A 22,942-nucleotide genomic window follows, 5' to 3' on the forward strand; every position below is an offset into this window, starting at 1 on the left:
CGGTTCGTGACCAAGCACCTACTGCGCCGGTAGATTGACACGGGTGACCGATCATCCAAGCACCATTGAGGCCCAGGATCGTGCGGCGCAGGCCGCTGAAGTGCTGATTGAACTCACCGGTGTACCCCAACACGATGTTGCCATTGTGCTGGGATCCGGGTGGGTGTCGGCAGGGGATGCCTTGGGCACAACGGTGGCCGAGGTCGCGATGACTGCGCTGCCGCACTTCACCTCTCCAGTTGTTGCCGGTCATGCCGGCCGGGTGCGCAGCGTTGATGCTGACGGTGTTCGCGTCCTGGTGTTCTTCGGGCGCACGCATCTGTACGAGGAGCGGGGCGTTGACGCTGTGACGCACGGTGTGCGAACTGCCGCTGCTGCCGGCTGCCGCACCATCGTGCTGACCAATGGCTGCGGCGGGCTGGATCCCAGCTGGCAACCGGGCACTCCGGTGCTGATCAAGGATCACATCAACTTCACCGGCACCTCACCACTGCACGGTGCGCACTTTGTGGACCTCACCGATCTCTACAGCAGCCGACTGCGCGAGATCTGCAAGGCCATTGATCCAACCCTGCCCGAAGGAATCTACGGGCAGTTCCGCGGACCCATGTATGAGACTCCCGCTGAAATCGGCATGTTGCGAGCCATGGGTGGAACCCTGGTCGGCATGAGCACGGCACTTGAGGCAATCGTGGCTCGGTCACTTGGTATGGAGATTCTCGGGATCTCCTTGGTCACCAACCTCGCCGCGGGAATGAGCGGTGAAGCGCTCAATCATGAAGAGGTGCTGGCGGCCGGCAAAGCAGCCTCAACCTCAATGGGAGTCCTGCTGGGCCAAGTTGTTCGGGAGTTGGGGTGACCCACGATCTGGGCCGGACTCTTGGTGCGGCTCAGGACTGGCTCGACAATGATCCTGATCCGCAGACTCAGGCCGAATTGGCCACCCTCATCGCCACCGCGCAGGCCGGCTCCCACCAAGCTCTGGCAGCGCTTGACAATGCCTTCGCAACGCGATTGAGCTTTGGCACTGCCGGTATCCGTGGTGCCCTAGGGCCCGGGCCCAATCGGATGAATCGCGTGGTTGTTCGACAAACGGCTGCTGGTTTGGCCCGCTACCTGCGAGCGCATGGCGGGGGCTCAGTTGTCATCGGTCACGATGCCCGCCACCGATCAGCTGATTTCGCACATGATCTGGCGTCAGTGCTGACCCAGTCAGGGCTCAGTGTCATGGTGCTGCCGCGAGCCTTGCCCACTCCTGTGCTCGCATTTGCCATTCGATGGCTCGGGTGCGCGGCCGGCGTCATGGTCACGGCCAGCCACAATCCGCCTCGCGACAATGGCATCAAGGTCTACCTCGGCGACGGATCTCAGATCGTGGCGCCAGTTGATGCCGAGATCAGTGCGGAGATTGATCGAGAAGTCGAGCTGCGCCATCTGGCACAAGACGATCCTGATGCCGAGTGGCTCACCTTGGACGAACAGGTGGTCGAGGCATACATCGACACTGCAACGGCGCTCGTCGCTGATTCGCATCATCGCAATGTTCGTGCTGTGTACACCGCAATGCATGGTGTGGGCGGAGTGCTGCTTGAACGAGTCTTCGCACGAGCCGGTTTTCCGCCAGTGATACCGGTACCCGAGCAATTCCAGCCCGACGCAGACTTCCCAACCGTTGCATTTCCCAATCCCGAAGAGCCAGGCGCGATGGATCTGGCATTGGCATTGGCTCGCGAGCAGGCAGTTGATCTCATCATCGCCAGCGATCCCGATGCCGACCGCTGCGCCATCGGCATCCCCGATACAGGCGACTCTGCTTGGCGCATGCTCAGTGGCGATGAAGTGGGCTGGCTGCTTGGTTGGTGGATGCTGCAACGCGGCGCTCGCGGAACACTGGCCCAGTCGCTGGTCTCCGGCTCGATGCTGGAAGCCATTGCCAAGTCAGCTGGAGTGGACTACGACCAGACTCTGACCGGCTTCAAATGGATAAGCCGAGTGCCCAATCTGGCCTATGGCTATGAAGAAGCGCTCGGCTACTGCGTGGACCCGGCCAATGTGCGCGACAAGGACGGCATCACCGCAGCACTGCTGTTCGCCGAAATGGCGGCGAGCATCAAGGCCAAGGGCCAGACCATTCAAGGCCTCCTTGATCAGTTGGCCCTTGAGCACGGCGTCTATGCCACCTCGCAGGTGTCAGTGCGAGTGAACGATCCGGCACAGATCACCAAGTCAATGCAGGCGTTGAGAAGCAATCCGCCTACTTCTATCGGTGGCTTCACGGTGATCGGTGTTGATGACCTCGAGCTGCCCACCGATGGATTGCCGCCGACCGATGGCCTGCGCTTCAACCTGGACGATGGCGGGCGGGTGATCGTGCGCCCAAGCGGCACTGAGCCCAAGGTCAAGTGCTACCTGCAAGTCGTGGAGCGGGTGCAAGGCGGTGACGTCCGCGCGGCCCGCGAGGCTGCCGGAGCCGCCCTGTCCAGGATCGCCGCGGACGCGCGCACATGGCTAGGGTGAGATCGTGCCTCGGCTGACCGCTCATGACCTCGACGAGGCAGCACAGTCCCCTGCAGCAATGCGCAGTCTCGTCCTTGGCCTGCCCGGGGTGGATGAAGTTGGCGCGCATAGTCGTATTGCCATGCTCGGCACTCGCTCGATCAAGACCACTGCAAAGAGCTGGGCCATTGACACCGCCATCAGCATGGTCGACCTCACGACCTTGGAAGGCATGGATACCGCTGGCAAGGTCCGCGCGCTATGCGCCAAGGCCAAGCACCCCGACCCGCTTGACCCGTCAGTGCCGCATGTGGCTGCGGTGTGCGTGTACGGCGACATGGTTGCAACCGCACGCGCTGAGGTCGGCAGCACCCTGCACGTGGCAGCAGTTGCCACTGCATTCCCAAGTGGCCGGGCTGAACTCGATGTGAAACTCGCCGATACCCAGCACGCGGTTGCCGCCGGCGCTGACGAGATTGACATGGTCATTGATCGTGGAGCATTTCTCGAGGGCGATCTCGCGATGGTCTTCGATCAGATCAAAGCTGTGAAGCAGGTCTGCGGTGCCGCTCACCTGAAGGTGATTCTCGAAACCGGTGAACTGCAGACTCTGGACAATGTTCGCCGCGCCAGCTGGCTGGCGATGCTCGCCGGTGCCGACTTCATCAAGACCTCAACTGGCAAGGTCACACCTGCAGCGACCTTGCCAGTCACCCTGGTGATGCTGGAAGCCATTCGCGATTACTTCGAGATCACTGGTCGCCGAATCGGCATGAAGCCAGCGGGCGGGATCCGCACGAGCAAGGACGCAATCAAGTACCTGGTGCTGGTCAACGAGACTCTCGGCGAGGACTGGCTGAATCCGGATCTGTTCCGATTCGGCGCGTCCACTTTGCTCAACGATCTGCTCCAGCAGCGCCAACGCATGAGCACCGGCCACTACTCCGGCCCCGACTACGTCACGATCGATTAAGGACCAGGACCCATGGCATTTGAGTACGCACCGGCCCCCGAGTCGCGGTCGATCGTGAGCATCGCCCCGAGTTACGGACTGTTCATCAACGGTGAGTTCGTCGATGGAGCAAAGACCTTCGAGACGATCAATCCCGCCACTGAAGAAGTGCTCTCGATGGTGACGGAGGCAGACGAGGCTGACGTCCAGGCAGCGGTGAAGGCGGCGCGCACGGCCTACAGCAAGGTCTGGTCACGGATGTCGGGCCGCGAACGAGCCAAGTACCTGTTCCGCATTGCCCGCATCATTCAAGAGCGTGCTCGTGAGCTTGCGGTACTTGAATCTCTCGACAACGGCAAGCCCATTCGTGAGTCCCGCGATGTCGACGTGCCCCTGGTGGCGGCCCATTTCTTCTATTACGCGGGCTGGGCAGACAAGTTGGAGTACGCCGGGCTCGGCACCGAGCCCAAGGCCCTTGGTGTCGTGGGTCAGGTCATCCCCTGGAACTTTCCGCTGCTCATGCTGGCCTGGAAGATCGCACCAGCTCTGGCAGCCGGCAACACCGTGGTCTTGAAGCCAGCCGAGACCACATCACTGACGGCACTGCTGTTCGCTGAGATCTGCCAGCAGGCAGATCTGCCACCTGGCGTGGTCAACATCGTCACTGGAGCCGGCGAAACCGGTCGACTGCTTGTGGAGCATCCCGATGTGAACAAGGTTGCCTTCACCGGCAGCACCAACGTTGGTCGCTCCATCCAACGAGCGCTCGCCGGCAGCGGTAAAGGCCTGAGTCTGGAGCTCGGCGGTAAGGCTGCCAACATCGTTTTTGAGGATGCGGCCATGGACGAGGCCATCGAGGGCATCGTCAATGGCATCTTCTTCAACCAAGGTCAGGTGTGCTGCGCAGGCAGTCGGCTTCTGGTGCAGGAGTCAGTTGCCGACGAGGTCATTCATGCCCTGAAGCGTCGGCTGGCGACTTTGCGTCTGGGTGATCCACTGGATAAGAACACCGATATCGGAGCCATCAACTCACGCCGGCAACTGGACCGCATCACAGAACTGACAGCGGTCGGAGATGCCGAGGGCGCCGAGCGGTGGACCGCCGAATGTGCAATCCCCGAAGCAGGCTTCTGGTTCGCGCCCACCATCTTCACCAATGTCACGCAAGCACACCGCATTGCACGAGATGAGATCTTCGGCCCCGTGTTGTCGGTCCTGACCTTCCGCACACCCGAGGAAGCACTCGAGAAGGCGAACAACACTCCATATGGGCTCAGCGCGGGCATCTGGACTGAGAAGGGAAGCCGGATCCTGTGGATGGCCAACCGCCTGCGCGCGGGTGTCGTGTGGGCCAATACCTTCAATCGCTTTGACCCGGCCAGCCCCTTTGGTGGCTACAAGGAGTCCGGCTTCGGTCGCGAAGGCGGGGTGCATGGGCTTGCTCCCTACTTGCAGGATCATGCGAAAGGAGTCAGCGCATGAGTCGACTCGAAGTGCGAAAGACCTACAAGCTCTATGTCGGCGGGCAGTTCCCCCGGAGCGAGTCCGGACGAGTATTTGAAGTCAACGCAGCCGATGGCGAGTTCGTGACCAATATGGCCAAGGCGAGCCGCAAGGACGCGCGCGACGCTGTTCTGGCGGCACGCAAAGGTTTCCACTCCTGGTCATCAGCAACTGCGTACAACCGCGGCCAGGTCATGTATCGCATCGCTGAGGTGATGGAAGGTCGAAGCGCGCAGTTCGCCGACGAGCTTCAGTTGCTCGGTGGAGGTTCAGCCAAGAAGGCTCGACTTGAAGTTGAGCAGGCCATCGACCGAATGGTCTGGTACGCCGGTTGGGCCGACAAGCTGACCCAGGTTGTCGGCACCGCAAATCCAGTGGCCGGGCCGTACTTCAACTTCTCCATCCCCGAGCCGACCGGTGTCGTGGTTGCCGCTGCTCCGTCAACTCCAGCGCTGCTCGGATTGGTCAATGTGCTGGCGCCGATCATCGTCAGCGGTAATTCGGCGATCATCGTTGCCAGTGAGACTCGGCCGATTGCGGCCATCACCATGGCCGAGGTGCTGGACAGCAGCGACGTACCCGCTGGAGCAGTGAACATCCTGACCGGCAGCGGGGCTGAGATTCTGCCTTGGCTTGCCAGTCACGCTGACGTCAACGCACTTGACCTCAGCGGAGTGGCGGACGCCGAACTCGCCGTTGAGCTTGAGCGGGAGGCGGCCGGCACATTGAAGCGGGTGCTGCGCACTAGTACGCCAGCTGACCAGACTCCGAGCCTGCAGCAGATGATCGCCTTCCTGGAGATCAAGACTGTGTGGCACCCAATGGGCCTGTAAGGCTGGACTGGCCGTTGATCAGGCGATCGGCAAGCACTGCGCGCAGTTCTGCGTAGGCAGGCTTGATCTGCTCGTTGATAATCTGAAGTCGCTCGTCGAAGGGCAGAAACGCGCTCTTCATGGCATTGACGGTGAACCACTGCAAGTCATCCAGGCCGTAATGGAAGGCATCGCAGAGCAGTTGCATCTCATGTGTCATCGAAGTGCCTGACATCAGGCGGTTGTCAGTATTGACGGTGACCCGAAAGCCCAGTCTGCGCAGCAGGCCAATGGGGTGCTCTGCAATCGACGGCGCGGCCGCAGTCTGCACATTGGAACTCGGGCACATCTCAAGGGGAATGCGTCGATCGCGGACGTATGCAGCAAGTCGACCAAGAGTGACCTCGCCGTCGGCCTCGATGGTGATGTCATCAACGATCCGTACTCCATGTCCAAGGCGATCGGCGCCGCACCATTGGATGGCTTCCCAGATGCTCGGTAGCCCAAAGGCCTCGCCGGCGTGGATGGTGAAGTGCGCGTTCTCTCGCCGCAGGTATTCAAATGCATCCAGATGTCGAGTGGGCGGAAAGCCAGCCTCCGCACCAGCAATATCGAATCCCACGACCCCGCGGTCGCGGAAGGCAACCGAGAGCTCGGCAATCTCGCGCGAGTGCGTTGCGGTGCGCATGGCGGTGAGCAGCACACCAACCCGGATCGACTGGCCAAGCTTGGCGGCCTCGCGCTCTCCCTCGGCAAAGCCGGCGAGCACCGCTTCGACAATGCTCGGCAGCGTGAGCCCAAGCTGAGTGTGCAACTCAGGTGCGTAGCGAACCTCGGCATAGACCACGCCATCGGCAGCGAGATCGATTGCACATTCGCGTGCAACTCGACGAAGCGCCGCTTGGGTCTGCGTGACGCCAACAGTGTGCTTGAAGGTCTCCAGGTAGCGCTCCAGGGATCCGGAGTACGCAGCATCGGCGAACCATGAGGCAAGTGCTTCTGGTTGTGTCGCCGGGAGTTCGGAATATCCGGAATCTGCAGCCAACTCGATGACAGTTGAAGGACGAAGTCCCCCATCAAGGTGATCGTGCAGCAGAACCTTTGGGGCTCGCGCAATCAGATCTGCAGGGACGGGCGCGAAACTACCGGCATCAACCATGCCAGCACGCTACCGCGCAGATGCGCTCAGTGGGCTTGGGGCGCATCTTCGGAAGAGTCGATCTTGCCGAACAGCCACAGCGAGACCCAGGCCCAGCCGACGATCAGCGGGGCGGCAAATGCTGCCGTGCCGTAGTCGTTGAGGGCCGCCACCAGCATGAAGACCAGAGCCGCCAGGACGGTCGCAAAGACGTAGGCCTGAATCGGGTAGGTCTTTGCTTCGTGCTCGGTGCTCATAGTGTCCTCCAGACGAGATTCTGCAGCCGACTCTAGCGGGTCGCTGCTCTCCTGGCCTCAGCCCGTGATGCGTTCGAGAATCAGCGGCAGGCGCTTGACGATTGAATCTGCCGGACCTACCTCAATTGCGCCCTGAAGGGCCTCTGAGGCCTGGGGAATGCGGGCTGCGTCATCGGCATACATGGTCAGGATCGGATCGCCGGCTTGGACAGCATCGCCTGGCTTCACATGCAAGGTGATCCCGGCGCCGGCTGAGACTGGATCCTCCTTGCGCGCTCGACCCGCACCCAAGCGCCAGGCTGCGATGCCAAGGCTGAGGGCATCCATGTGGGTGATGATGCCGGACTGGGTGGCCAACACCTCTTGGCTCTCGTGCGATTTCGGAAGCGCTGCCGTGGGATCCCCGCCCTGCGCCCTGATCATCCGGTTCCAGCAATCCATCGCCGTGCCGTCCTTCAGAGTCTTCTCTGGATCCGCATCAATGCCGGCAAGATCCAGCATCTCGCGAGCCAAAGTCAAGGTGAGTTCGATGACATCGGCGGGGCCTGCGCCGGCCAGCACGTCAACGGATTCCTGCACTTCAAGTGCGTTGCCGATGGCCCATCCCAGCGGAACATCCATGGCCGTGATCAGGGCACGGGTGCGCAAGCCTGAGTCATTGCCGATGCGCACCATGGTCTGGGCGAGTTCACGAGCCAACTCCGGCTGACTCATGAAGGCCCCTGATCCAGTCTTCACATCAAGGACAAGCCCACCGGCGCCTTCAGCAATCTTCTTGCTCATGATGCTGCTGGCAATCAGCGGAATGCTCTCGACAGTCGCCGTGACATCTCGCAGTGCGTAGAGCTTCTTGTCAGCAGGAGCCAGACCATCGCCTGCCGCACAGATGACGCCACCAACTTCAGTGAGGATCTGCATCATTTCGTCGTTGCTCAACAACGCGCGCCAGCCGGGGATGGACTCGAGTTTGTCCAAAGTGCCGCCGGTGTGACCAAGACCGCGACCACTGAGTTGCGGCACTGCACCGCCGCATGCAGCTACAACGGGTACCAATGGCAAAGTGATCTTGTCACCGACTCCGCCGGTTGAATGCTTGTCGACAGTGGGACGCGGAAGATGCGTGAAATCCATTCGCTCGCCGCTGTCGATCATCGCCGTTGTCCATCGGACTGTCTCATGCTCATTCATCCCGTTGATGAAGATCGCCATGGCCAGCGCTGCCATCTGCTCATCGGCCACCACCCCACGGACGTAGGCGTCGATCACCCAGTCGATCTGCGGGTCGGTGAGCACATTGCGATCGCGCTTTGCTCGAATGACATCGACCGCTGCAAACGGCTCAAGCATGGGAATCCTCCGAACGGGTAATGAGATCAGATGGGCCAAAGGCTTGAGGCAGGATCTCGGCCAAGGTGAGCACACCTTCTGGCGTCATGATCTGCGTGCTTGCACTGCCGTGCTCCCACAGCAACTGCCGGCACCGACCACACGGCATGAGCGCGTTGCCATGCTGATCCACGCATGAGATCGCAGTGAGCAATCCGCCACCCGTGGCGTGGATGCTGGACACCATCCCGCATTCAGCGCACAGAGTCAGGCCGTACGACGCGTTCTCCACATTGCAGCCAGTCACGATGCGTCCATCGTCCATGAGTCCAGCGACGCCGACCTTGAAGTGCGAGTAGGGCGCATAGGCCTTGCTCATGATCTCCACAGCGGCCGAGTGCAGGCCTTCCCAGTCCACGCCCATGCTCACTGCTTCTCAAAGGGCTGGCCGTCAGCGGCCGGTGGTCGAGCCCGGCCCACGAGCCCGGCAACCACGATGATCGTCACCAGGTACGGCGCCATGGCCAGGAACTCCGTTGGAATGGGAGTGTCCAGTACCGCGAACTTCTGCTGAAGGGAATCGGAGAAGCCGAACACCAGCGAGGCCAAGAAGGCGCCGATCGGATTCCAACCACCAAAGATCATCGCCGCAAGTCCGATGAAGCCGCGACCACCGGTCATTCCTTCATCAAAACGACCCACGGTTCCCAGCGTGAACCAGGCACCGGCGAAGCCACCAACCATGCCGCCGTAGATCACAGCGAGGTAGCGAACCTTGGCAACGCTGATGCCAAGGCTGTCTGCGGCCTTCGGGTTCTCGCCCACACTTCGGGTCCTCAGTCCCCAACGTGTGCGGAACAGGAAGAAGGTCGTCAAGCCCACGAGCAGGAACATCCCGTAGACCATGACGGTTTGGTTGAAGAACATCGGACCGATGATCGGGATATCGCCCAGGACCGGGATCTTGATTGCCGGGAAGATCGGAGCGTCATTGAGGCTGGGGTTCTTGATCAGCAACTGCGAAGTAAGGAACGACGTCAGGCCGAGCACGAGGATGTTGATGACCACGCCAATGATGATCTGGTCGACTCTGAAGTTGACTGACAGCACTGCGAGCAGCAGCGCAAGGATGCCGCCCGTCAAGGTGGCTGCAATCAGGCCTATCCAGCCGCCGAGAATCGAGCCCATCACCACGCCCGTGAAGGCTCCGCCAAGCAGCATGCCCTCGATGCCGATGTTCACCACGCCCGAGCGCTCGCAGAGGATTCCCGACAGAGCGCCCAGCGCAATCGGTGTGGAGCGGGCCACCGTTGCCGTCAGCATGCTGACCAGGCTGAATTGCTGACCTGAAGATGCCCAGACCATCATCGCGAGCACGAACACGCCAAAGCCGATCCCCAGGAAGATCGTCGTCCTTGTCTGGAAGCCGCGCATGAACTGAGTGGTGCCCAGAAATGCCAGGACGCCGGACAGGATCCACAATGAACCGGCGCTGGGCACTGAGATCGGACTGAGCTGGATGAAGTCAGTGACTGTGCTGACACCGAAGGTGGAGACCCCACTGACTGCTGGCACGAACACCAACATGATCACGGCAGCCATCAAGAACAGCGCAACGCCAGAGATGCGCGCCTTGCGGATCTGCGATCGCGAGAGGATCTTGGTCTTGCGACCGGTGATCTCGTATGACTCCACGGCGGCGGTCATGATGCCCAGCCCTTGCTGATCTGGGTGGACGCCACCGGGGTTTTCAAACGGTAGATCGAACTGATGAGCGTGGGCGCTGCGACAAAGATGATGATCAAGGCCTGGATCACTGAGATGAGGTCGATGCCGACATCGGTGGACACCTGCATCTGCTGACCGCCAGCACGTAGGCCGCCGAACAGGACTGCGGCCGCTACGACGCCGACCGGGTTCGAGCGTCCGAGCAGCGCAACGGCTATGCCGTCAAAGCCAACGCCGGCAGTGAAGCCCGGTGTCACGCGCTCAAGCACGCCCAACACCTGCCCACCTCCGGCGAGCCCCGCGAGTCCACCTGCAATCACCATGACCAGGACGTAGACGCGTGCAACCGACATGCCCGCATATCTGGCCGCTGCAGGATTCGCGCCGACGGCTCGGAACTCAAAGCCCGTGGTGGTGCGAAAGAGCAGCCAGTGCACGAAAGCGGCCGCGAGCAGAGCGATGATCAGCCCAAAGTGGATGCGCATCGACGGATCGATCCAGTCGAGCAACTGCGGCATTTTCGCGCTGTCCTGAATCGTCTGTGAAACCGGATCGCTTCGTCCCTCGCGTTGAAAGAGCGTGGTCTTGAGCAGATAGCCGACAAGCAGAACGGCGATGTAGTTCATCATGATCGTCACGATCACTTCATGCGCGCCGGTCTTGGCCTTCAGGATGCCGGGAACGAAGCCCCATATCGCGCCGCCGATGAGTCCGGCGATGATCGCCAGGGGAAGGTGCACGATCAATGGCAGTCCGGTGAAGCTGAAGCCAACGAAAACAGCGAACATGCCGCCGATGGCCATCTGGCCCTCGCCGCCGATGTTGAATAGGCCGGCACGGAAGGCGAGTGCCACGGAGAGGCCAACAAGGATCAGCGGAGCTGCGGCAGTGAGGGTTTCAGAGATGGCCTTGACCGAGCCGACAGAGCCCTGCAGAAGTGCGCCGTAGGCCTCAAGCGCCTCGCTGAGTGAAGAGCCGCTCAGCACGATGATCACCAGGCCGATCAACAGGGCCGTGACGACTGAGAGGAATGGAATTAAGATGCCGGTGCGCCAGTTGACGCTGGTAGTCAGCCGCTGCACGAAGCCTCGATCGTGCTTAAGCGATTCCTCGGTGATGACTGGCGGGCCCGATCCCGCTTCAGGTGGCGGCGTTGGAGTCTGCTGGCTCATGCGTGGTTTCCTGCCATGAACAATCCGATTTCGGTTGGCGTAGTTTCACTGGTGACGCGCTCAGCCACAATCTCTCCGTCGTACATCACCAGAATGCGATCGGCCAGGGAGAAGATCTCATCAAGCTCAGTCGAGACAATCAAGATGGCCTTGCCTTCATCGCGCTTGCGGACGATCTGCTCATGGATGTACTCGATTGACCCCACGTCAATGCCACGTGTCGGCTGAGCACAGATCACAAGCGGCACATCGCGGCTGAACTCGCGGGCAACGATCATCTTCTGGGCATTGCCACCGGAAAGGGCATCACCAGTGTTGTCGATGTTCGGCGGACGCACGTCGTAGGCCTTGACCAAGGCAACTGCCGAATCCTGAATGGCGTCTCGATGCAACTGCATGCCACGGGAGAACGCATCGCTGTAGTACGAATCCAGGATGAGATTCTCACTCAGACTGAACGAGCCCACCATGCCCATGTGGTTGCGGTCTTCGGGCACATGCGCAATGCCGGCTTGATGGAGCTTGCGCGGACTGAGTTTGGTGACATCGCGGCCTTCAAATATCACCTTGCCAGTTTCTATCTGCTGGAGTCCGGTGATGGCCTGCACGAGCTCAGTTTGGCCGTTGCCCTGGATTCCAGCGATGCCCACGATCTCGCCACCCGCAACGGTCATCGAGATCGAGTCCAGCAGTTTGCGACCATAGTCATCAGTGACTGTGACGTCGTTGAGTTCGAGCACAGTGGCACCTGGCTTGGCCGGAGCCTTGTCGACTGACAGATCAATATCGCGGCCGACCATCAGCGCTGCAAGTTCTTCTGGCGTTGCGGTCTTCGGGTCGGCGTGCCCGGCCACCTTGCCAGCGCGAAGCACCGTGATGTCATCGGCGATTGCCAGGGCCTCTTTGAGTTTGTGGGTGATGAAGATGATGGCCGCACCGTTGGATTTCAACTCGGCGACGATACTGAAGAACTCCTCGACTTCTTGCGGGGTCAACACTGCAGTCGGCTCGTCAAAGACGATGACCTTGGCGCCACGCAACAGGATCTTGATGATCTCCACTCGCTGCTGAATACCCACGGGAAGGCTTTCGATGATCGCATCTGGGTCGACCGCCAGGCCATAGCGCTGGGAGATCTCTCGTACTTCAGTACGTGCCCGCTTGCGGTCCATGACGCCGCCAAAGGTGGTGGGCTCCACTCCCAACACGACATTGTCGGCAACCGAGAAGATCTGCACGAGCATGAAGTGCTGATGGACCATGCCGATGCCAGCAGCAATAGCGGCGCCTGGGTCATGGAAGCTCTGGGCCACACCGTCGAGAAGAATCTCGCCGGCATCTGGGCGGTAGATCCCGGAGAGGACATTCATGAGGGTGCTCTTGCCGGCACCGTTCTCGCCGATGAGTGCAAGGACCTTTCCGGAGCGAGCGACGAGGCTGACGTCATCATTGGCGAGCACACCTGGAAACTCCTTGCGAATACCGCGCAATTCGAGATCCATCGCCACCCTCCCTCGTCTTACAAAGATGCCTGTCCGGATATGCAGGTGGGCGGGATCCGATGTCTCGAACCCCGCCCACCTCCAGTAGTGCTACTTCACCTTCACCGTGCCGTCGATGATTCCGGTCTGCAATGCAGTGATCTGATCCTGCAACTCAGTTGGCACCGATGCCTCGAAGTCGTGGTACGGAGCCAGAGCGACACCGCCATTGGCGAGTGTGCCTACGACAGTCCCACCCTTGAAGGTGCCATCAAAGACAGACTTGATGGCGTCGAACGTGGTGACGTCCATGTTCTTCAGGACCGAAGTGAGGTACACGCCGCTGTTGGCGCTGTCCTTCAGGAACTGATCAGCGTCAACACCAATGATCATGAGCTTGTCTGCTCCCAGTTCACTTGCCAATGCTGCTGAGCCAAGGCCAACAGGACCGGCAACTGGCATCACGATGTCAGCGCCTTCGTCAACAAGGTTCTGGGCGAAGGTGCGACCGTCATCGAGCTTCTCGAAGTTCTCGGTGAACAGCCCCTTCTTGGTCTTGGGATTCCAGCCCAGGACCTTGACCTTTTTGCCGTTGTCAGCGTTGTACTTCTGAACGCCGTTGTAGAAGCCGTCCATGAAGATGGTCACGGTTGGGATGTTCAGACCACCGAAGGTGCCAACGGTGCCGGTCTTGGACATTCCCGCTGCGAGGTAGCCAGCGAGGAAGGAGGCCTCATCGGTGTTGAAGATCTGACCCAGCACATTGTTGTTCTTGATGACGCCTTCGTCATAGGCGTAGTCCACGATGCTGAACGGCACCGTTGGGTTGGCGTTAGCGGCCGTTGCCGTTGCGTCACCAAGCAGGAAGCCCACGGTGATGATGATGTTGCAACCCTGGTCGACGAAGGACTGGATATTGGTTGCGTAGTCGGTCTCGGCCTGTGATTCAAGCACTGAGCCCTGGATACCGAGCTGCTCTGCAGCGTCAGTCACACCCTTGTATGCGGTCTGGTTGAAACCCTTGTCATCGACGCCGCCGGTGTCTGTGACCTGGCAGGCCTTGAAGGATGGCTCGGCACTGTCGGTACTGCTGCTGCAGCCCGCCAGACCAAGTGCTGCCACGGCGACAAAAGCCGCGGCGATCTTCAGATTGGTTTTCATGCATCTCCCCCTCGGAGTGTTCTCGTACTAGAGCATCGGGATGAAGCGATTGTTTCTACCCTAGTGGGGCACAGACGTGAAGCCGAGCGTTCGGGCGGGCATTTTTTCGCGCCTTATGAGCGCGGCGCGTCGTTGTCCAAGAAGGCCTCGAGGAGACTGTCAGCTGCCACCGCCGCCGGCAGTTCACCTTTGCGCACCGCTGTTGAGATGCGATCAAGTTGCGACTGCACTTTCGGCGATTCTCGGAATTCGTCGAGCAATCGATCTGAGATCATCGACCACATCCAGCGCAGATGCTGCTCATGTCGACGCTGCTCACGTTCGCCGCTGAGAGTCTTGATTTCGCGATGCCGAACGACCTCATTCCAGATCTCTATGAGACCGGTGTTCTCCACGGCCGAGCACGTGAGCACCGGTGGAGTCCAGTTCTTGGATTCTGGAGTCATCAGTCGGATGGCTCGACGGTAGTCAGAGGCTGCGAGCTTGGCCTTCTTGACATTGTCGCCATCGGCCTTGTTGACCGCGATCAGATCGGCGAGTTCCAGCACGCCCTTCTTGATGCCCTGCAGTTCGTCACCGGCCCCGGCCAGCATCAGCACAACAAAGATGTCAACCATCTCTGCAACTGTCGTCTCGCTTTGTCCGACGCCGACTGTTTCAACGATGATCACGTCGAATCCAGCGGCCTCGCACAGCAGCATGGTCTCGCGCGTGCTGCGCGCTACCCCGCCCAGCGAGCTGCCTGCAGGAGATGGGCGAATGAAGGCATTGGGGTCAACGGCCAGATCCTGCATCCGCGTCTTGTCACCAAGGATGGCTCCGCCAGTGCGCGACGAAGTCGGATCAACTGCGAGCACTGCCACCTGATGGCCTTGGGCCGTGAGATTGGTGCCGAATTGATCGATGAAGGTGGACTTGCCTACTCCAGGCACGCCAGTCAGACCAATGCGATCCGCCTTGCCGGTATCGGGCATCAGCGCCGTCAAGAGCTCTGCCGCCAGCTGCCGGTGGTCTGCCTTGCGACTTTCTATCAAGGTGATCGCACGAGCCAGCCACATGCGATCCCCGCCACGGATCAGATCAGCGAGCTCCGCAGTCGGCGGCAGCGGTTGCTTCATGCACGCGATTCGAGCAACTGCTGCAGCAGCTTCTCAGCCGCCGCGGAGATGACTGTCCCAGGAGGGAAGATCGCCGCCGCACCGGCCTGGTACAGCGCGTCAAAGTCCTGGGGCGGAATCACGCCACCCACGACCACCATGATGTCGGGACGTCCCATGTCAGCCAACGCAGCCTTGAGCATCGGCACCAAGGTCAGGTGTCCGGCGGCAAGGGAGGATGCTCCAACGATGTCGACGTCGGCTTCCACTGCCTGACGGGCAACTTCCTCGGGAGTCTGGAACATCGGTCCGATGTCCACGACGAAGCCAAGGTCAGCAAAACTCGACGCGATGACCTTCTGCCCCCGGTCGTGTCCGTCTTGGCCCATTTTGGCAACGAGCAGACGGGGACGACGCCCTTCTTTTTTCTCAAAGCTGTCCACGAGGGTGCGCACGCGACCTACGGTCTCGTCGTTCTCGCCCATCTCCTGACGGTACACGCCTGAGATCGTGCGAATCTCCGCCTTATGGCGGCCCCAGACGTTCTCCAGCGCCATCGATATCTCGCCCACCGTGGCGCGCGCCCGGGCAGCGTTGACCGCCAGTTCCAGCAGGTTGCCGCTGCCCTCGCGGGCTGCCTCCTCGATTGCCGCAAGTGCGACGTCCACATCGGCCTGAGTGCGATCCGCCTTCAGTCGAACAAGCTTGGCGAGCTGATCCTCACGCACTGCCTTGTTGTCGATCTTGAGCACGTCAATGTCTTCAGGCTCTTCTGGCTGGAACAGGTTCACGCCAATCACGGCCTGACGGCCAGTGTCGATACGCGCCTGGGTACGAGCCGCGGCCTCCTCGATGCGCAACTTGGGGATACCGGCCTCGATCGCCTTGGTCATGCCACCGAGTTCTTCGATCTCCTGGATGTGCGCCCATGCCTTCTCGGCAAGTTCACGCGTGAGCTTCTCCACGTAGTAGCTGCCACCCCAGGGGTCAACCACGCGAGTGGTGGCTGACTCCTGCTGCAGGAACAACTGCGTGTTGCGTGCGATGCGCGCCGAGAAATCGGTGGGCAGCGCGAGAGCTTCGTCCAGAGCATTGGTGTGCAGCGACTGGGTGTGGCCCTGAGTTGCTGCCATTGCCTCAACGCAGGTGCGCATCACGTTGTTGTAGACATCCTGCGCAGTCAAGGACCATCCGGAGGTCTGTGAATGTGTCCGCAGCGCGAGCGCCTTCGGGTTCTTGGCTTCCATGCCCTTGACGAGCTTGGCCCAGATCAGTCGGGCTGCGCGCAGCTTGGCGATCTCCATGTAGAAGTTCATGCCGATGGCCCAGAAGAAGGACAGACGCGAAGCGAAGGAATCCACTGGCAAGCCGGCTGCAACACCTGCCCGGATGTACTCCACGCCGTCGGCCAAGGTGTATGCCAGTTCGAGATCAGCCGTGGCACCTGCTTCTTGCATGTGGTAGCCCGAGATGGAGATGGAGTTGAACTTGGGCATCTTCTGCGAGGTGTACGCGAAGATGTCGGAGATGATGCGCATCGACGGTGTCGGCGGATAGATGTAGGTGTTGCGCACCATGAACTCTTTGAGGATGTCGTTTTGGATCGTGCCCTCAAGCTTCTCAGTTGGCACACCCTGCTCTTCAGCAGCAACGATGTAGAGCGCCAGAATCGGCAGCACAGCACCGTTCATCGTCATCGACACACTCATCTCGCCGAGCGGGATGCCGTCGAAGAGCTCACGCATGTCCAGGATCGAGTCGATGGCCACACCGGCCATGCCGACGTCGCCGGCTACCCGCGGATGATCAGAGTCATAGCCACGGTGGGTTGCCAGATCGAAGGCAATGCTCAGCCCCTTTTGCCCCTGCGAGAGATTGCGTCGGTAGAAGGCATTGGAATCACGCGCAGTTGAGAAGCCTGCGTACTGACGCACGGTCCACGGTTGGTTGACGTACATAGTCGGATACGGACCCCGCAGAAAGGGAGCCAGACCCGGAAGGGTGCGAAGGTGGTCCAGTCCTTCAAGATCGGCCGCGGTGTACAGCGGTGAGACATCGATGCCCTCGGGTGTCTCCCAGACGAGCTTGTCGGGAACCGAACCGGTCAGTTTTGCGACCGCGTCAGCCCAGGCCGCGTGATCGCTGGCGGCCTTGCGCGGACTGAGCTCGATACCGCTGAAATCAGGAACGGTCGCCATCTCAGACTCCCAACTTGGTGTGTAGGCGTTGCAGGGTGGAAAGCACATCGACTCCCATATAGACGAAGTCGTCAATGCCGGCGGCCTCGTACTGATCCTTGGCATCACCTGCACGTCCGGCCAGGTAGACGAAGCTGGCACCAGCGGCCTTCAGCGCCTGGGCATAGGCCACTCCTTGCTCGGTATAGGCAGCATCGGTCCCGCAGATGACAGCGGCCTGTGCGCCCGAAGCCTTGAAGGCCTCCGCTGCCGCTGCGGCATCGGCGTAGCCACCGTCGCCAACTGCATCGACACCACCGGTGGCAAACAGGTTGCTGGAGAAGGTTGCCCGCGTGACATACGAGGGGCCGGTACCAATGTTGGCCAGGAAGATCGTGGGCTTGCTTGCTGCTGCCTCCGCGGCGGCGCGCAGCGCCTCATAGGGCTCAGCCAGTCGACGGGGCGGGAGTGGCGTCGCAGTGGTCGCCGGGCCGGGTCCGGGAACGCGGATCCCAGCTCGCACATCGGGGACTGGCGAATTGGTGGCCTCAGGCCGACGCTCGCCGATCTGAGGGAACTCACTGACACCGGTCAGTGGCTGGCGGCGGTTGGCGATGAGCTTGTCTCGCGTGGCGGCGGTCTTTGCGACTTCAGCCTGGAAGCTGCCGGAGGCCAGCACTGCTGCGAGCCCGCCCGCCGCCTCGATTGCCTGGAACTGCTTCCAGCCCACTGCCGCAAAACTGTCGGTGAGGCTCTCCACGTAGTAGCTGCCGCCGGCCGGATCCAGCACCCGACCGATGCCGGACTCATCCTGCAGCAGGAGCTGGGTGTTGCGGGCCAGTCGTCGACCCAGATCACTGGGAAGACCTTCGGCTCCGTCGAAGGCGGCAACGGTCAGGACATCGGCTCCGCCGACCACTGCGCCCAAGGCAGCAGAGGTTCCCCGCAGCAGGTTGACCCACGGGTCAACAACCGTCAGCCAGCGGCCACCGGCTTGAGCGGCCACCTCCACCAGCCTTGGATGCTGTGCATCCAAGGTGAGACCGCTTGACTCAAGCACCGTTGCCCAGCAATGACGAAGGGCGCGGGTCTTGGCAATGGTCGCGAACACGTCGACGTCAGCGGAGAGCTCGAGCACGATGTGGCTCGCGGCAGTCGCGACGTCGATGCCGTCCTCGACCATTGCCCGCAGATAGGTCGTTGCAGAGGACAGGAGGAAGGCCAGCTCCTGGCCCTCACTTGCACCAGCGTCAGCAACAACGGTTGCCGAAGCCCGAAAGACGCGCAATCTGGGCGTCGTGGACGCACGCGCCAAGGCCACGCCCTCGATGATCGCCTCGCCAAGGCCCTGCGGGACATCGCCCCTTGCCATCAGCGCACTGAAGGGATCGATGCCCAGACACCCAGCCGACTGGACTCCGCGAACCTTGCGAGCAGCCAGAATCAAGTTCAGCCACTCGGCCGCGATGATCGAATAGGCGCCAGCCCGAAGCGACACCGGCGCGATGTCGAGCATCACGCCATCGAGTACCCGCGCAAGGTCGGCCTCGGAGCGAACACTGATGCCAACGCCCTCACCAGCGAGATCCAGGTGCAGTTCCAAACTGGTGGCGCCATTGCGCAGTTCGGTCAACACCTGTGCATTGGCCACGGCCATGTCTGGATGCGCAATACAGGCGCGGATATCCCAAGCACCATCCACGCGGGGTTCAATCTGGCCGCCGCGGGTCAGTGGCGCCAAGCCCGGGAATCCTGATTCATCGGACTCAACAGCGACGTCCTCAGCGGTGTAGAGAGGTTCAATCCGAATGCCGTCGAGAGTGGTGCTGACCAGGATCTTGTCGAAGTCACCGCCCTTGATCGCCTTGTCGACCTCGACCATCCAGGCCTCGCGGGTGGGCTCATCAAATTCTGCGGCCAGGATCAGGCCATTCACGGAAGTCACAAGGGGCCAGATTACTCACGCACAGCGCGCGGTGGGCAGCAGACTGTTGAAGTCAGTGCAAATGCCTACCCATGCTGTGAAATCAATCAGAGCTCTTGCGTACACCGATCTTGCTGCCCAGCCAACGGATTGGGTCGTACTTCACGTCAGCGACGCGTTCCTTGAGAGGAATCAGCGCATTGTCAGTGATGTGAATGTGCTCCGGGCAGACCTCTGTGCAGCACTTGGTGATGTTGCAGTAGCCCAATCCGAGCTCGTCTTGAGCCATCTCCTTGCGATCCAAGGTGTCAAGAGGGTGCATGTCGAGTTCAGCAACACGCATCAGTACGCGAGGACCAGCGAAGGCCTCGTGGTTCTCCTCGTGATCGCGGACAACGTGGCAGGTGTTCTGGCACAGGAAGCACTCGATGCACTTGCGGAACTCCTGGCTGCGCTCAACGTCCTTCTGCTCCATACGGAACTCGCCTGGCTTGAGCCCAACGGGAGGCTGGAAGGAGGGCACTTCACGGGCCTTCTTGTAGTTGAAGGACACGTCGGTGACGAGGTCGCGAATGACCGGGAATGCGCGAAGTGGCGTGACCGTGATGGTCTGCTCCTCTTCGAAGGTGTTCATGCGTGTCATGCACATCAGGCGCGGCTTGCCATTGACCTCTGCGCTGCATGAGCCGCACTTGCCGGCCTTGCAGTTCCAGCGGATGGCGAGGTCATTTGCCTGCTCGGCCTGCACGCGATGCAGGACGTCAAGCACGACCTCGCCCTCGTTGACCTCAACTGAGTAGTCCTGAAGGGCGCCACTGCCATTGTCGCCACGCCAAATCTTGAACTTCGCCGTGTAACCCATAGTCAGAGTGTCCTTACCACTAGTGAGTCGAGTTCCTCTTGAGTCATGTACTTGCTGAGCTCGGATTCGTCGAACAGAGCCGCCAGTTCAGAGGTCATGGTCGGCAGATCCTGCTTCTCGATCGTGACGTCCTGGCCTTCGGCGCGCACGATGAGATTCACCTTGCGCCACTCATCGCTCATCTCGGGGAAGTCATCGCGAGTGTGACCACCACGCGACTCCTCGCGGACGAGTGCTGCCATGGCTACGCACTGCGAGACCAGCAACTGCTTGGGAAGATCAAGTGCCAGGTGCCAGCCCGGGTTGTATGCCCGACCACCGACCACCTTCATGTTCGCCATGCGTGTCTTGAACTCTTGAATCTTGACCAGCGCCTCTTCGATCTCCGACTTGGTTCGGATGATCCCGACGAGCGCGTTCATGGTGTCCTGCAAGTCGTACTGAATGGCGTACGGGCTTTCACCCTCAACTCGGGTGAAAGGGGCCAGTGCCCAGTCGAGTGCCTCTTGCAGATCGGCTTCGCTGACCTGGGTCTGCTTTCCGGCTCCACGTACCTGGTCCACATGCTCTGCAGCAAACTGACCGGCACGGCGCCCGAAGACGAGCAGATCAGACAGCGAGTTTCCGCCAAGGCGGTTTGAGCCATGCAGACCGCCACCGACCTCACCGGCCGCGAACAGCCCGGGGACGCCGATAGCCGCTTGAGTGTCGGGGTCGACCTCGACGCCTCCCATGACGTAATGGCAGGTCGGTCCCACCTCCATCGGCTCCAAAGTGATGTCGACATCGGCCAATTCCTTGAACTGGTGCCACATCGAAGGAAGTTTGGCCTTGATGACATCCGCCGGCAGTCGCTTGGAGACGTCCAGGAACACCCCACCATGGGGCGATCCGCGGCCCGCCTTGACCTCGGAGTTGATCGCACGCGCAACCTCGTCTCGCGGCAGCAACTCTGGCGGACGCAGGTTGTTGTCGGGGTCGGTATACCAGCGATCTGCTTCTTCTTCAGTGGTCGCGTACTTGCTCTTGAAGACGTCGGGGATGTAGTCGAACATGAAGCGGCGGCCCTCTGAGTTGGTCAGGACTCCACCATCACCGCGCACCGACTCAGTGACCAGCAGGCCCTTGACGCTCAGTGGCCACACCATGCCTGTGGGGTGGAACTGCAGGAACTCCATGTTGACCAGCGAGCCACCACACTCCAAAGCCATTGCGTGGCCGTCGCCGGTGTACTCCCAGGAGTTGCTTGTGACCTTGAAAGATTTGCCGATGCCGCCGGTGGCCAGCACAACGGATTCTGACTCAAAGAGTACGAAGGTGCCGCTTGGACGCCAATAGGCCAGCACGCCAGCAACGCGACGATCTTCGCCCTCGCCGGTCATGAAGATCTTGGTGACCGAGCACTCTGCAAAGACCTTGAGCCCGGACTCGAAATCGCCGCTGGCCTTCTTGTCTTCCTGCTGCAGGGCAACGATGCGCTGCTGCAGGGTGCGGATCATTTCAAGACCAGTGCGGTCGCCGACGTGCGCCAAGCGTGGGTACTCATGGCCACCGAAGTTGCGCTGGCTGATCTTGCCGTCCTTGGTGCGGTCAAACAGCGCGCCCCAAGCCTCAAGCTCCCATACGCGCTCAGGAGCTTCTTTGGCGTGCAGCTCGGCCATCCGGTAGTGGTTCAGGAACTTGCCACCACGCATGGTGTCGCCGAAGTGCACCTGCCAGTTGTCACGATCATTGACATTGCCCATGGATGCAGCGATGCCGCCCTCAGCCATAACGGTGTGCGCCTTGCCGAACAAGGACTTGCTGAGCACTGCGGCGCTCTTGCCATTTGCGCGTGCCTCGATTGCCGCACGAAGACCAGCTCCGCCAGCGCCAATGACGACAACGTCAAACTTGTACCGCTCGATGCGCTCGATGTTTTCCATGAGAGTCAGTGTCCTTTGGTGGCTTAGAAGAAGTAGAAATTCGTGATGGCTCCGCTTGCGACCTGGCGGACGTAGAGGTCGGTGAGGGCCACGCCGAACAGTGAGATCCAAGCGAAGCGTGCGTGACTGCCATTGAGCCTGCTGGTCAACGTCCACGCCTTGTAACGCACCGGATGCTTGGAGAAGTGCTTCAAACGTCCACCCATGGCATGGCGGCAGGAGTGGCATGAGACTGAGTACAACCAAAGGAACGTTGCGTTGGCGACAAGAATCAGCGTGCCGACACTCATGTGTCCCCACGCGCCTTCAGCGTTACGGAAGGCGATGATCGCGTCGTAGGTGAGCACAACGTTGAGCAGCAGCCCCAGGTAGAAGAACCAGCGGTGCGCGTTGTTCAAGATCAGCGGAAAGCGAGTCTCGCCCGTGTACTTGGTGTGCGGCTCCGAGACGGCGCAGGCGGGCGGTGACATCCAAAATGAGCGGAAGTAGGCCTTGCGGTAGTAGTAGCACGTCAGGCGGAAGCCCAGCGGGATGATCAGGATGAACAGCGCTGGGGAGATCGTCATGCCGAAGATCTGCAGATCGCCGAAGGGGGTCCAGAAGAACTGGGCTCCTTCAGGACATGACGATGACAAACACGGGGCGTACAGCGGAGAGATCAAAGGCTCGGCAAAGTAGTACGCGTTCTCAAAGGCGCGCCAAGTTGAGTAGATGACGAAACTGGTCAGCACGATGACGGTCACCAGTGGCATCAGCCACCAGCGGTCGGTGCGGAGAGTTCTGACCCCGATCTTCGCCTTGGTCCGAATTGGTGCCGTGCCAGCAGGCGGGATGTCGAGTGAACTACTCACTTGTGAGACCTTTCGAAAGATCAAACGCGAAATACTGCGTTTCGCATCATAGGGCTCGAAACCAGGGGCGCGGGGTGGCC

Annotated in this window: 19 protein-coding genes; 5 read left to right on the top strand and 14 right to left on the bottom strand. The window is 60.7% G+C overall.

Annotation, left to right across the window (positions count from 1 at the left end; genetic code table 11):
* The first annotated feature begins 43 nt into the window (after positions 1–43).
* The 5 genes from Q8M73_11625 to Q8M73_11645 are packed head-to-tail and all read left to right on the top strand — an operon-like array spanning position 44 to position 5,784.
* The gene (locus Q8M73_11625) at positions 44–859 is read left to right on the top strand and encodes a purine-nucleoside phosphorylase (protein ID MDP2289199.1); all 816 of its coding nucleotides are present in this window, start codon (positions 44–46) and stop codon (positions 857–859) included.
* Complete coding sequence (locus tag Q8M73_11630; GenBank protein ID MDP2289200.1) at positions 856–2,517, top strand: phospho-sugar mutase; 1,662 nt, start codon at positions 856–858, stop codon at positions 2,515–2,517. The genes Q8M73_11625 and Q8M73_11630 overlap by 4 nt, the downstream gene beginning before the upstream one ends.
* 58 nt (positions 2,518–2,575) lie before the next feature.
* Positions 2,576–3,469, top strand: a complete 894-nt coding sequence (gene deoC, locus Q8M73_11635; GenBank protein ID MDP2289201.1) for a deoxyribose-phosphate aldolase — start codon at positions 2,576–2,578, stop codon at positions 3,467–3,469.
* A 12-nt stretch (positions 3,470–3,481) separates the two neighbouring features.
* A complete protein-coding gene (locus Q8M73_11640; GenBank protein MDP2289202.1) occupies positions 3,482–4,930 on the top strand; it encodes an aldehyde dehydrogenase family protein in 1,449 nt (482 codons plus the stop codon).
* Entirely contained in the window at positions 4,927–5,784 is an 858-nt protein-coding gene (locus Q8M73_11645; GenBank protein MDP2289203.1) for an aldehyde dehydrogenase family protein, read from the top strand. Before Q8M73_11640 ends, Q8M73_11645 begins: the two co-directional genes overlap by 4 nt.
* Here the strand turns inward: Q8M73_11645 and Q8M73_11650 are convergent.
* The 14 genes from Q8M73_11650 to Q8M73_11715 form a co-directional block, all read right to left on the bottom strand.
* Positions 5,753–6,922 carry an adenosine deaminase gene (locus Q8M73_11650; protein ID MDP2289204.1) on the bottom strand — a complete coding sequence of 390 codons (1,170 nt, stop codon included), beginning with the start codon at positions 6,920–6,922 and terminating at the stop codon, positions 5,753–5,755. The two genes, Q8M73_11645 and Q8M73_11650, sit on opposite strands and share 32 nt — an antisense overlap.
* A gap of 26 nt (positions 6,923–6,948) precedes the next feature.
* Positions 6,949–7,158, bottom strand: a complete 210-nt coding sequence (locus tag Q8M73_11655; GenBank protein MDP2289205.1) for a hypothetical protein — start codon at positions 7,156–7,158, stop codon at positions 6,949–6,951.
* A gap of 57 nt (positions 7,159–7,215) precedes the next feature.
* Positions 7,216–8,505 (bottom strand): thymidine phosphorylase, encoded by a 1,290-nt coding sequence (locus tag Q8M73_11660; protein MDP2289206.1) that lies wholly within the window; start codon positions 8,503–8,505, stop codon positions 7,216–7,218.
* Positions 8,498–8,908, bottom strand: coding sequence for a cytidine deaminase (locus Q8M73_11665; protein MDP2289207.1), 411 nt, complete (start codon positions 8,906–8,908; stop codon positions 8,498–8,500). Before Q8M73_11665 ends, Q8M73_11660 begins: the two co-directional genes overlap by 8 nt.
* Positions 8,909–8,910: 2 nt before the next feature.
* A complete protein-coding gene (locus tag Q8M73_11670) occupies positions 8,911–10,191 on the bottom strand; it encodes an ABC transporter permease (protein MDP2289208.1) in 1,281 nt (426 codons plus the stop codon).
* Complete coding sequence (locus Q8M73_11675) at positions 10,188–11,384, bottom strand: ABC transporter permease (GenBank protein ID MDP2289209.1); 1,197 nt, start codon at positions 11,382–11,384, stop codon at positions 10,188–10,190. Before Q8M73_11675 ends, Q8M73_11670 begins: the two co-directional genes overlap by 4 nt.
* Complete coding sequence (locus Q8M73_11680) at positions 11,381–12,886, bottom strand: ABC transporter ATP-binding protein (GenBank protein ID MDP2289210.1); 1,506 nt, start codon at positions 12,884–12,886, stop codon at positions 11,381–11,383. The genes Q8M73_11675 and Q8M73_11680 overlap by 4 nt, the downstream gene beginning before the upstream one ends.
* Before the next feature lie 90 nt (positions 12,887–12,976).
* Entirely contained in the window at positions 12,977–14,026 is a 1,050-nt protein-coding gene (locus Q8M73_11685) for a BMP family ABC transporter substrate-binding protein (protein ID MDP2289211.1), read from the bottom strand.
* Positions 14,027–14,139: 113 nt separating this feature from the next.
* A complete protein-coding gene (gene meaB, locus Q8M73_11690) occupies positions 14,140–15,144 on the bottom strand; it encodes a methylmalonyl Co-A mutase-associated GTPase MeaB (protein ID MDP2289212.1) in 1,005 nt (334 codons plus the stop codon).
* Positions 15,141–17,321 (bottom strand): methylmalonyl-CoA mutase, encoded by a 2,181-nt coding sequence (gene scpA / locus Q8M73_11695; protein ID MDP2289213.1) that lies wholly within the window; start codon positions 17,319–17,321, stop codon positions 15,141–15,143. The genes meaB and scpA overlap by 4 nt, the downstream gene beginning before the upstream one ends.
* 1 nt (position 17,322) lies before the next feature.
* Positions 17,323–19,245 carry a methylmalonyl-CoA mutase family protein gene (locus tag Q8M73_11700; GenBank protein MDP2289214.1) on the bottom strand — a complete coding sequence of 641 codons (1,923 nt, stop codon included), beginning with the start codon at positions 19,243–19,245 and terminating at the stop codon, positions 17,323–17,325.
* A gap of 82 nt (positions 19,246–19,327) precedes the next feature.
* A complete protein-coding gene (locus tag Q8M73_11705) occupies positions 19,328–20,086 on the bottom strand; it encodes a succinate dehydrogenase/fumarate reductase iron-sulfur subunit (protein MDP2289215.1) in 759 nt (252 codons plus the stop codon).
* 2 nt (positions 20,087–20,088) lie between these two features.
* Positions 20,089–22,011, bottom strand: a complete 1,923-nt coding sequence (locus Q8M73_11710; GenBank protein ID MDP2289216.1) for a fumarate reductase/succinate dehydrogenase flavoprotein subunit — start codon at positions 22,009–22,011, stop codon at positions 20,089–20,091.
* Between the two features lie 23 nt (positions 22,012–22,034).
* Positions 22,035–22,862, bottom strand: a complete 828-nt coding sequence (locus Q8M73_11715) for a hypothetical protein (GenBank protein ID MDP2289217.1) — start codon at positions 22,860–22,862, stop codon at positions 22,035–22,037.
* Between the last annotated feature and the right edge of the window lie 80 nt (positions 22,863–22,942).

The sequence above is a fragment of the Actinomycetota bacterium genome (genome assembly GCA_030684515.1).
In the GTDB taxonomy this organism is placed as follows: Bacteria; Actinomycetota; Actinomycetes; order S36-B12; family S36-B12; genus UBA11398.

Bases quoted from the DNA above. Each gene is read 5' to 3' on its own strand.
- deoC (MDP2289201.1), top strand. From the start codon at position 2,576: ATGCGCAGTCTCGTCCTTGGCCTGCCCGGGGTGGATGAAGTTGGCGCG.
- Q8M73_11640 (MDP2289202.1), top strand. From the start codon at position 3,482: ATGGCATTTGAGTACGCACCGGCCCCCGAGTCGCGGTCGATCGTGAGC.
- Q8M73_11645 (MDP2289203.1), top strand. From the start codon at position 4,927: ATGAGTCGACTCGAAGTGCGAAAGACCTACAAGCTCTATGTCGGCGGG.
- Q8M73_11650 (MDP2289204.1), bottom strand. From the start codon at position 6,922: ATGGTTGATGCCGGTAGTTTCGCGCCCGTCCCTGCAGATCTGATTGCG.
- Q8M73_11655 (MDP2289205.1), bottom strand. From the start codon at position 7,158: ATGAGCACCGAGCACGAAGCAAAGACCTACCCGATTCAGGCCTACGTC.
- Q8M73_11660 (MDP2289206.1), bottom strand. From the start codon at position 8,505: ATGCTTGAGCCGTTTGCAGCGGTCGATGTCATTCGAGCAAAGCGCGAT.
- Q8M73_11665 (MDP2289207.1), bottom strand. From the start codon at position 8,908: ATGGGCGTGGACTGGGAAGGCCTGCACTCGGCCGCTGTGGAGATCATG.
- Q8M73_11670 (MDP2289208.1), bottom strand. From the start codon at position 10,191: ATGACCGCCGCCGTGGAGTCATACGAGATCACCGGTCGCAAGACCAAG.
- Q8M73_11675 (MDP2289209.1), bottom strand. From the start codon at position 11,384: ATGAGCCAGCAGACTCCAACGCCGCCACCTGAAGCGGGATCGGGCCCG.
- Q8M73_11680 (MDP2289210.1), bottom strand. From the start codon at position 12,886: ATGGATCTCGAATTGCGCGGTATTCGCAAGGAGTTTCCAGGTGTGCTC.
- Q8M73_11685 (MDP2289211.1), bottom strand. From the start codon at position 14,026: ATGAAAACCAATCTGAAGATCGCCGCGGCTTTTGTCGCCGTGGCAGCA.
- meaB (MDP2289212.1), bottom strand. From the start codon at position 15,144: ATGAAGCAACCGCTGCCGCCGACTGCGGAGCTCGCTGATCTGATCCGT.
- scpA (MDP2289213.1), bottom strand. From the start codon at position 17,321: ATGGCGACCGTTCCTGATTTCAGCGGTATCGAGCTCAGTCCGCGCAAG.
- Q8M73_11705 (MDP2289215.1), bottom strand. From the start codon at position 20,086: ATGGGTTACACGGCGAAGTTCAAGATTTGGCGTGGCGACAATGGCAGT.
- Q8M73_11710 (MDP2289216.1), bottom strand. From the start codon at position 22,011: ATGGAAAACATCGAGCGCATCGAGCGGTACAAGTTTGACGTTGTCGTC.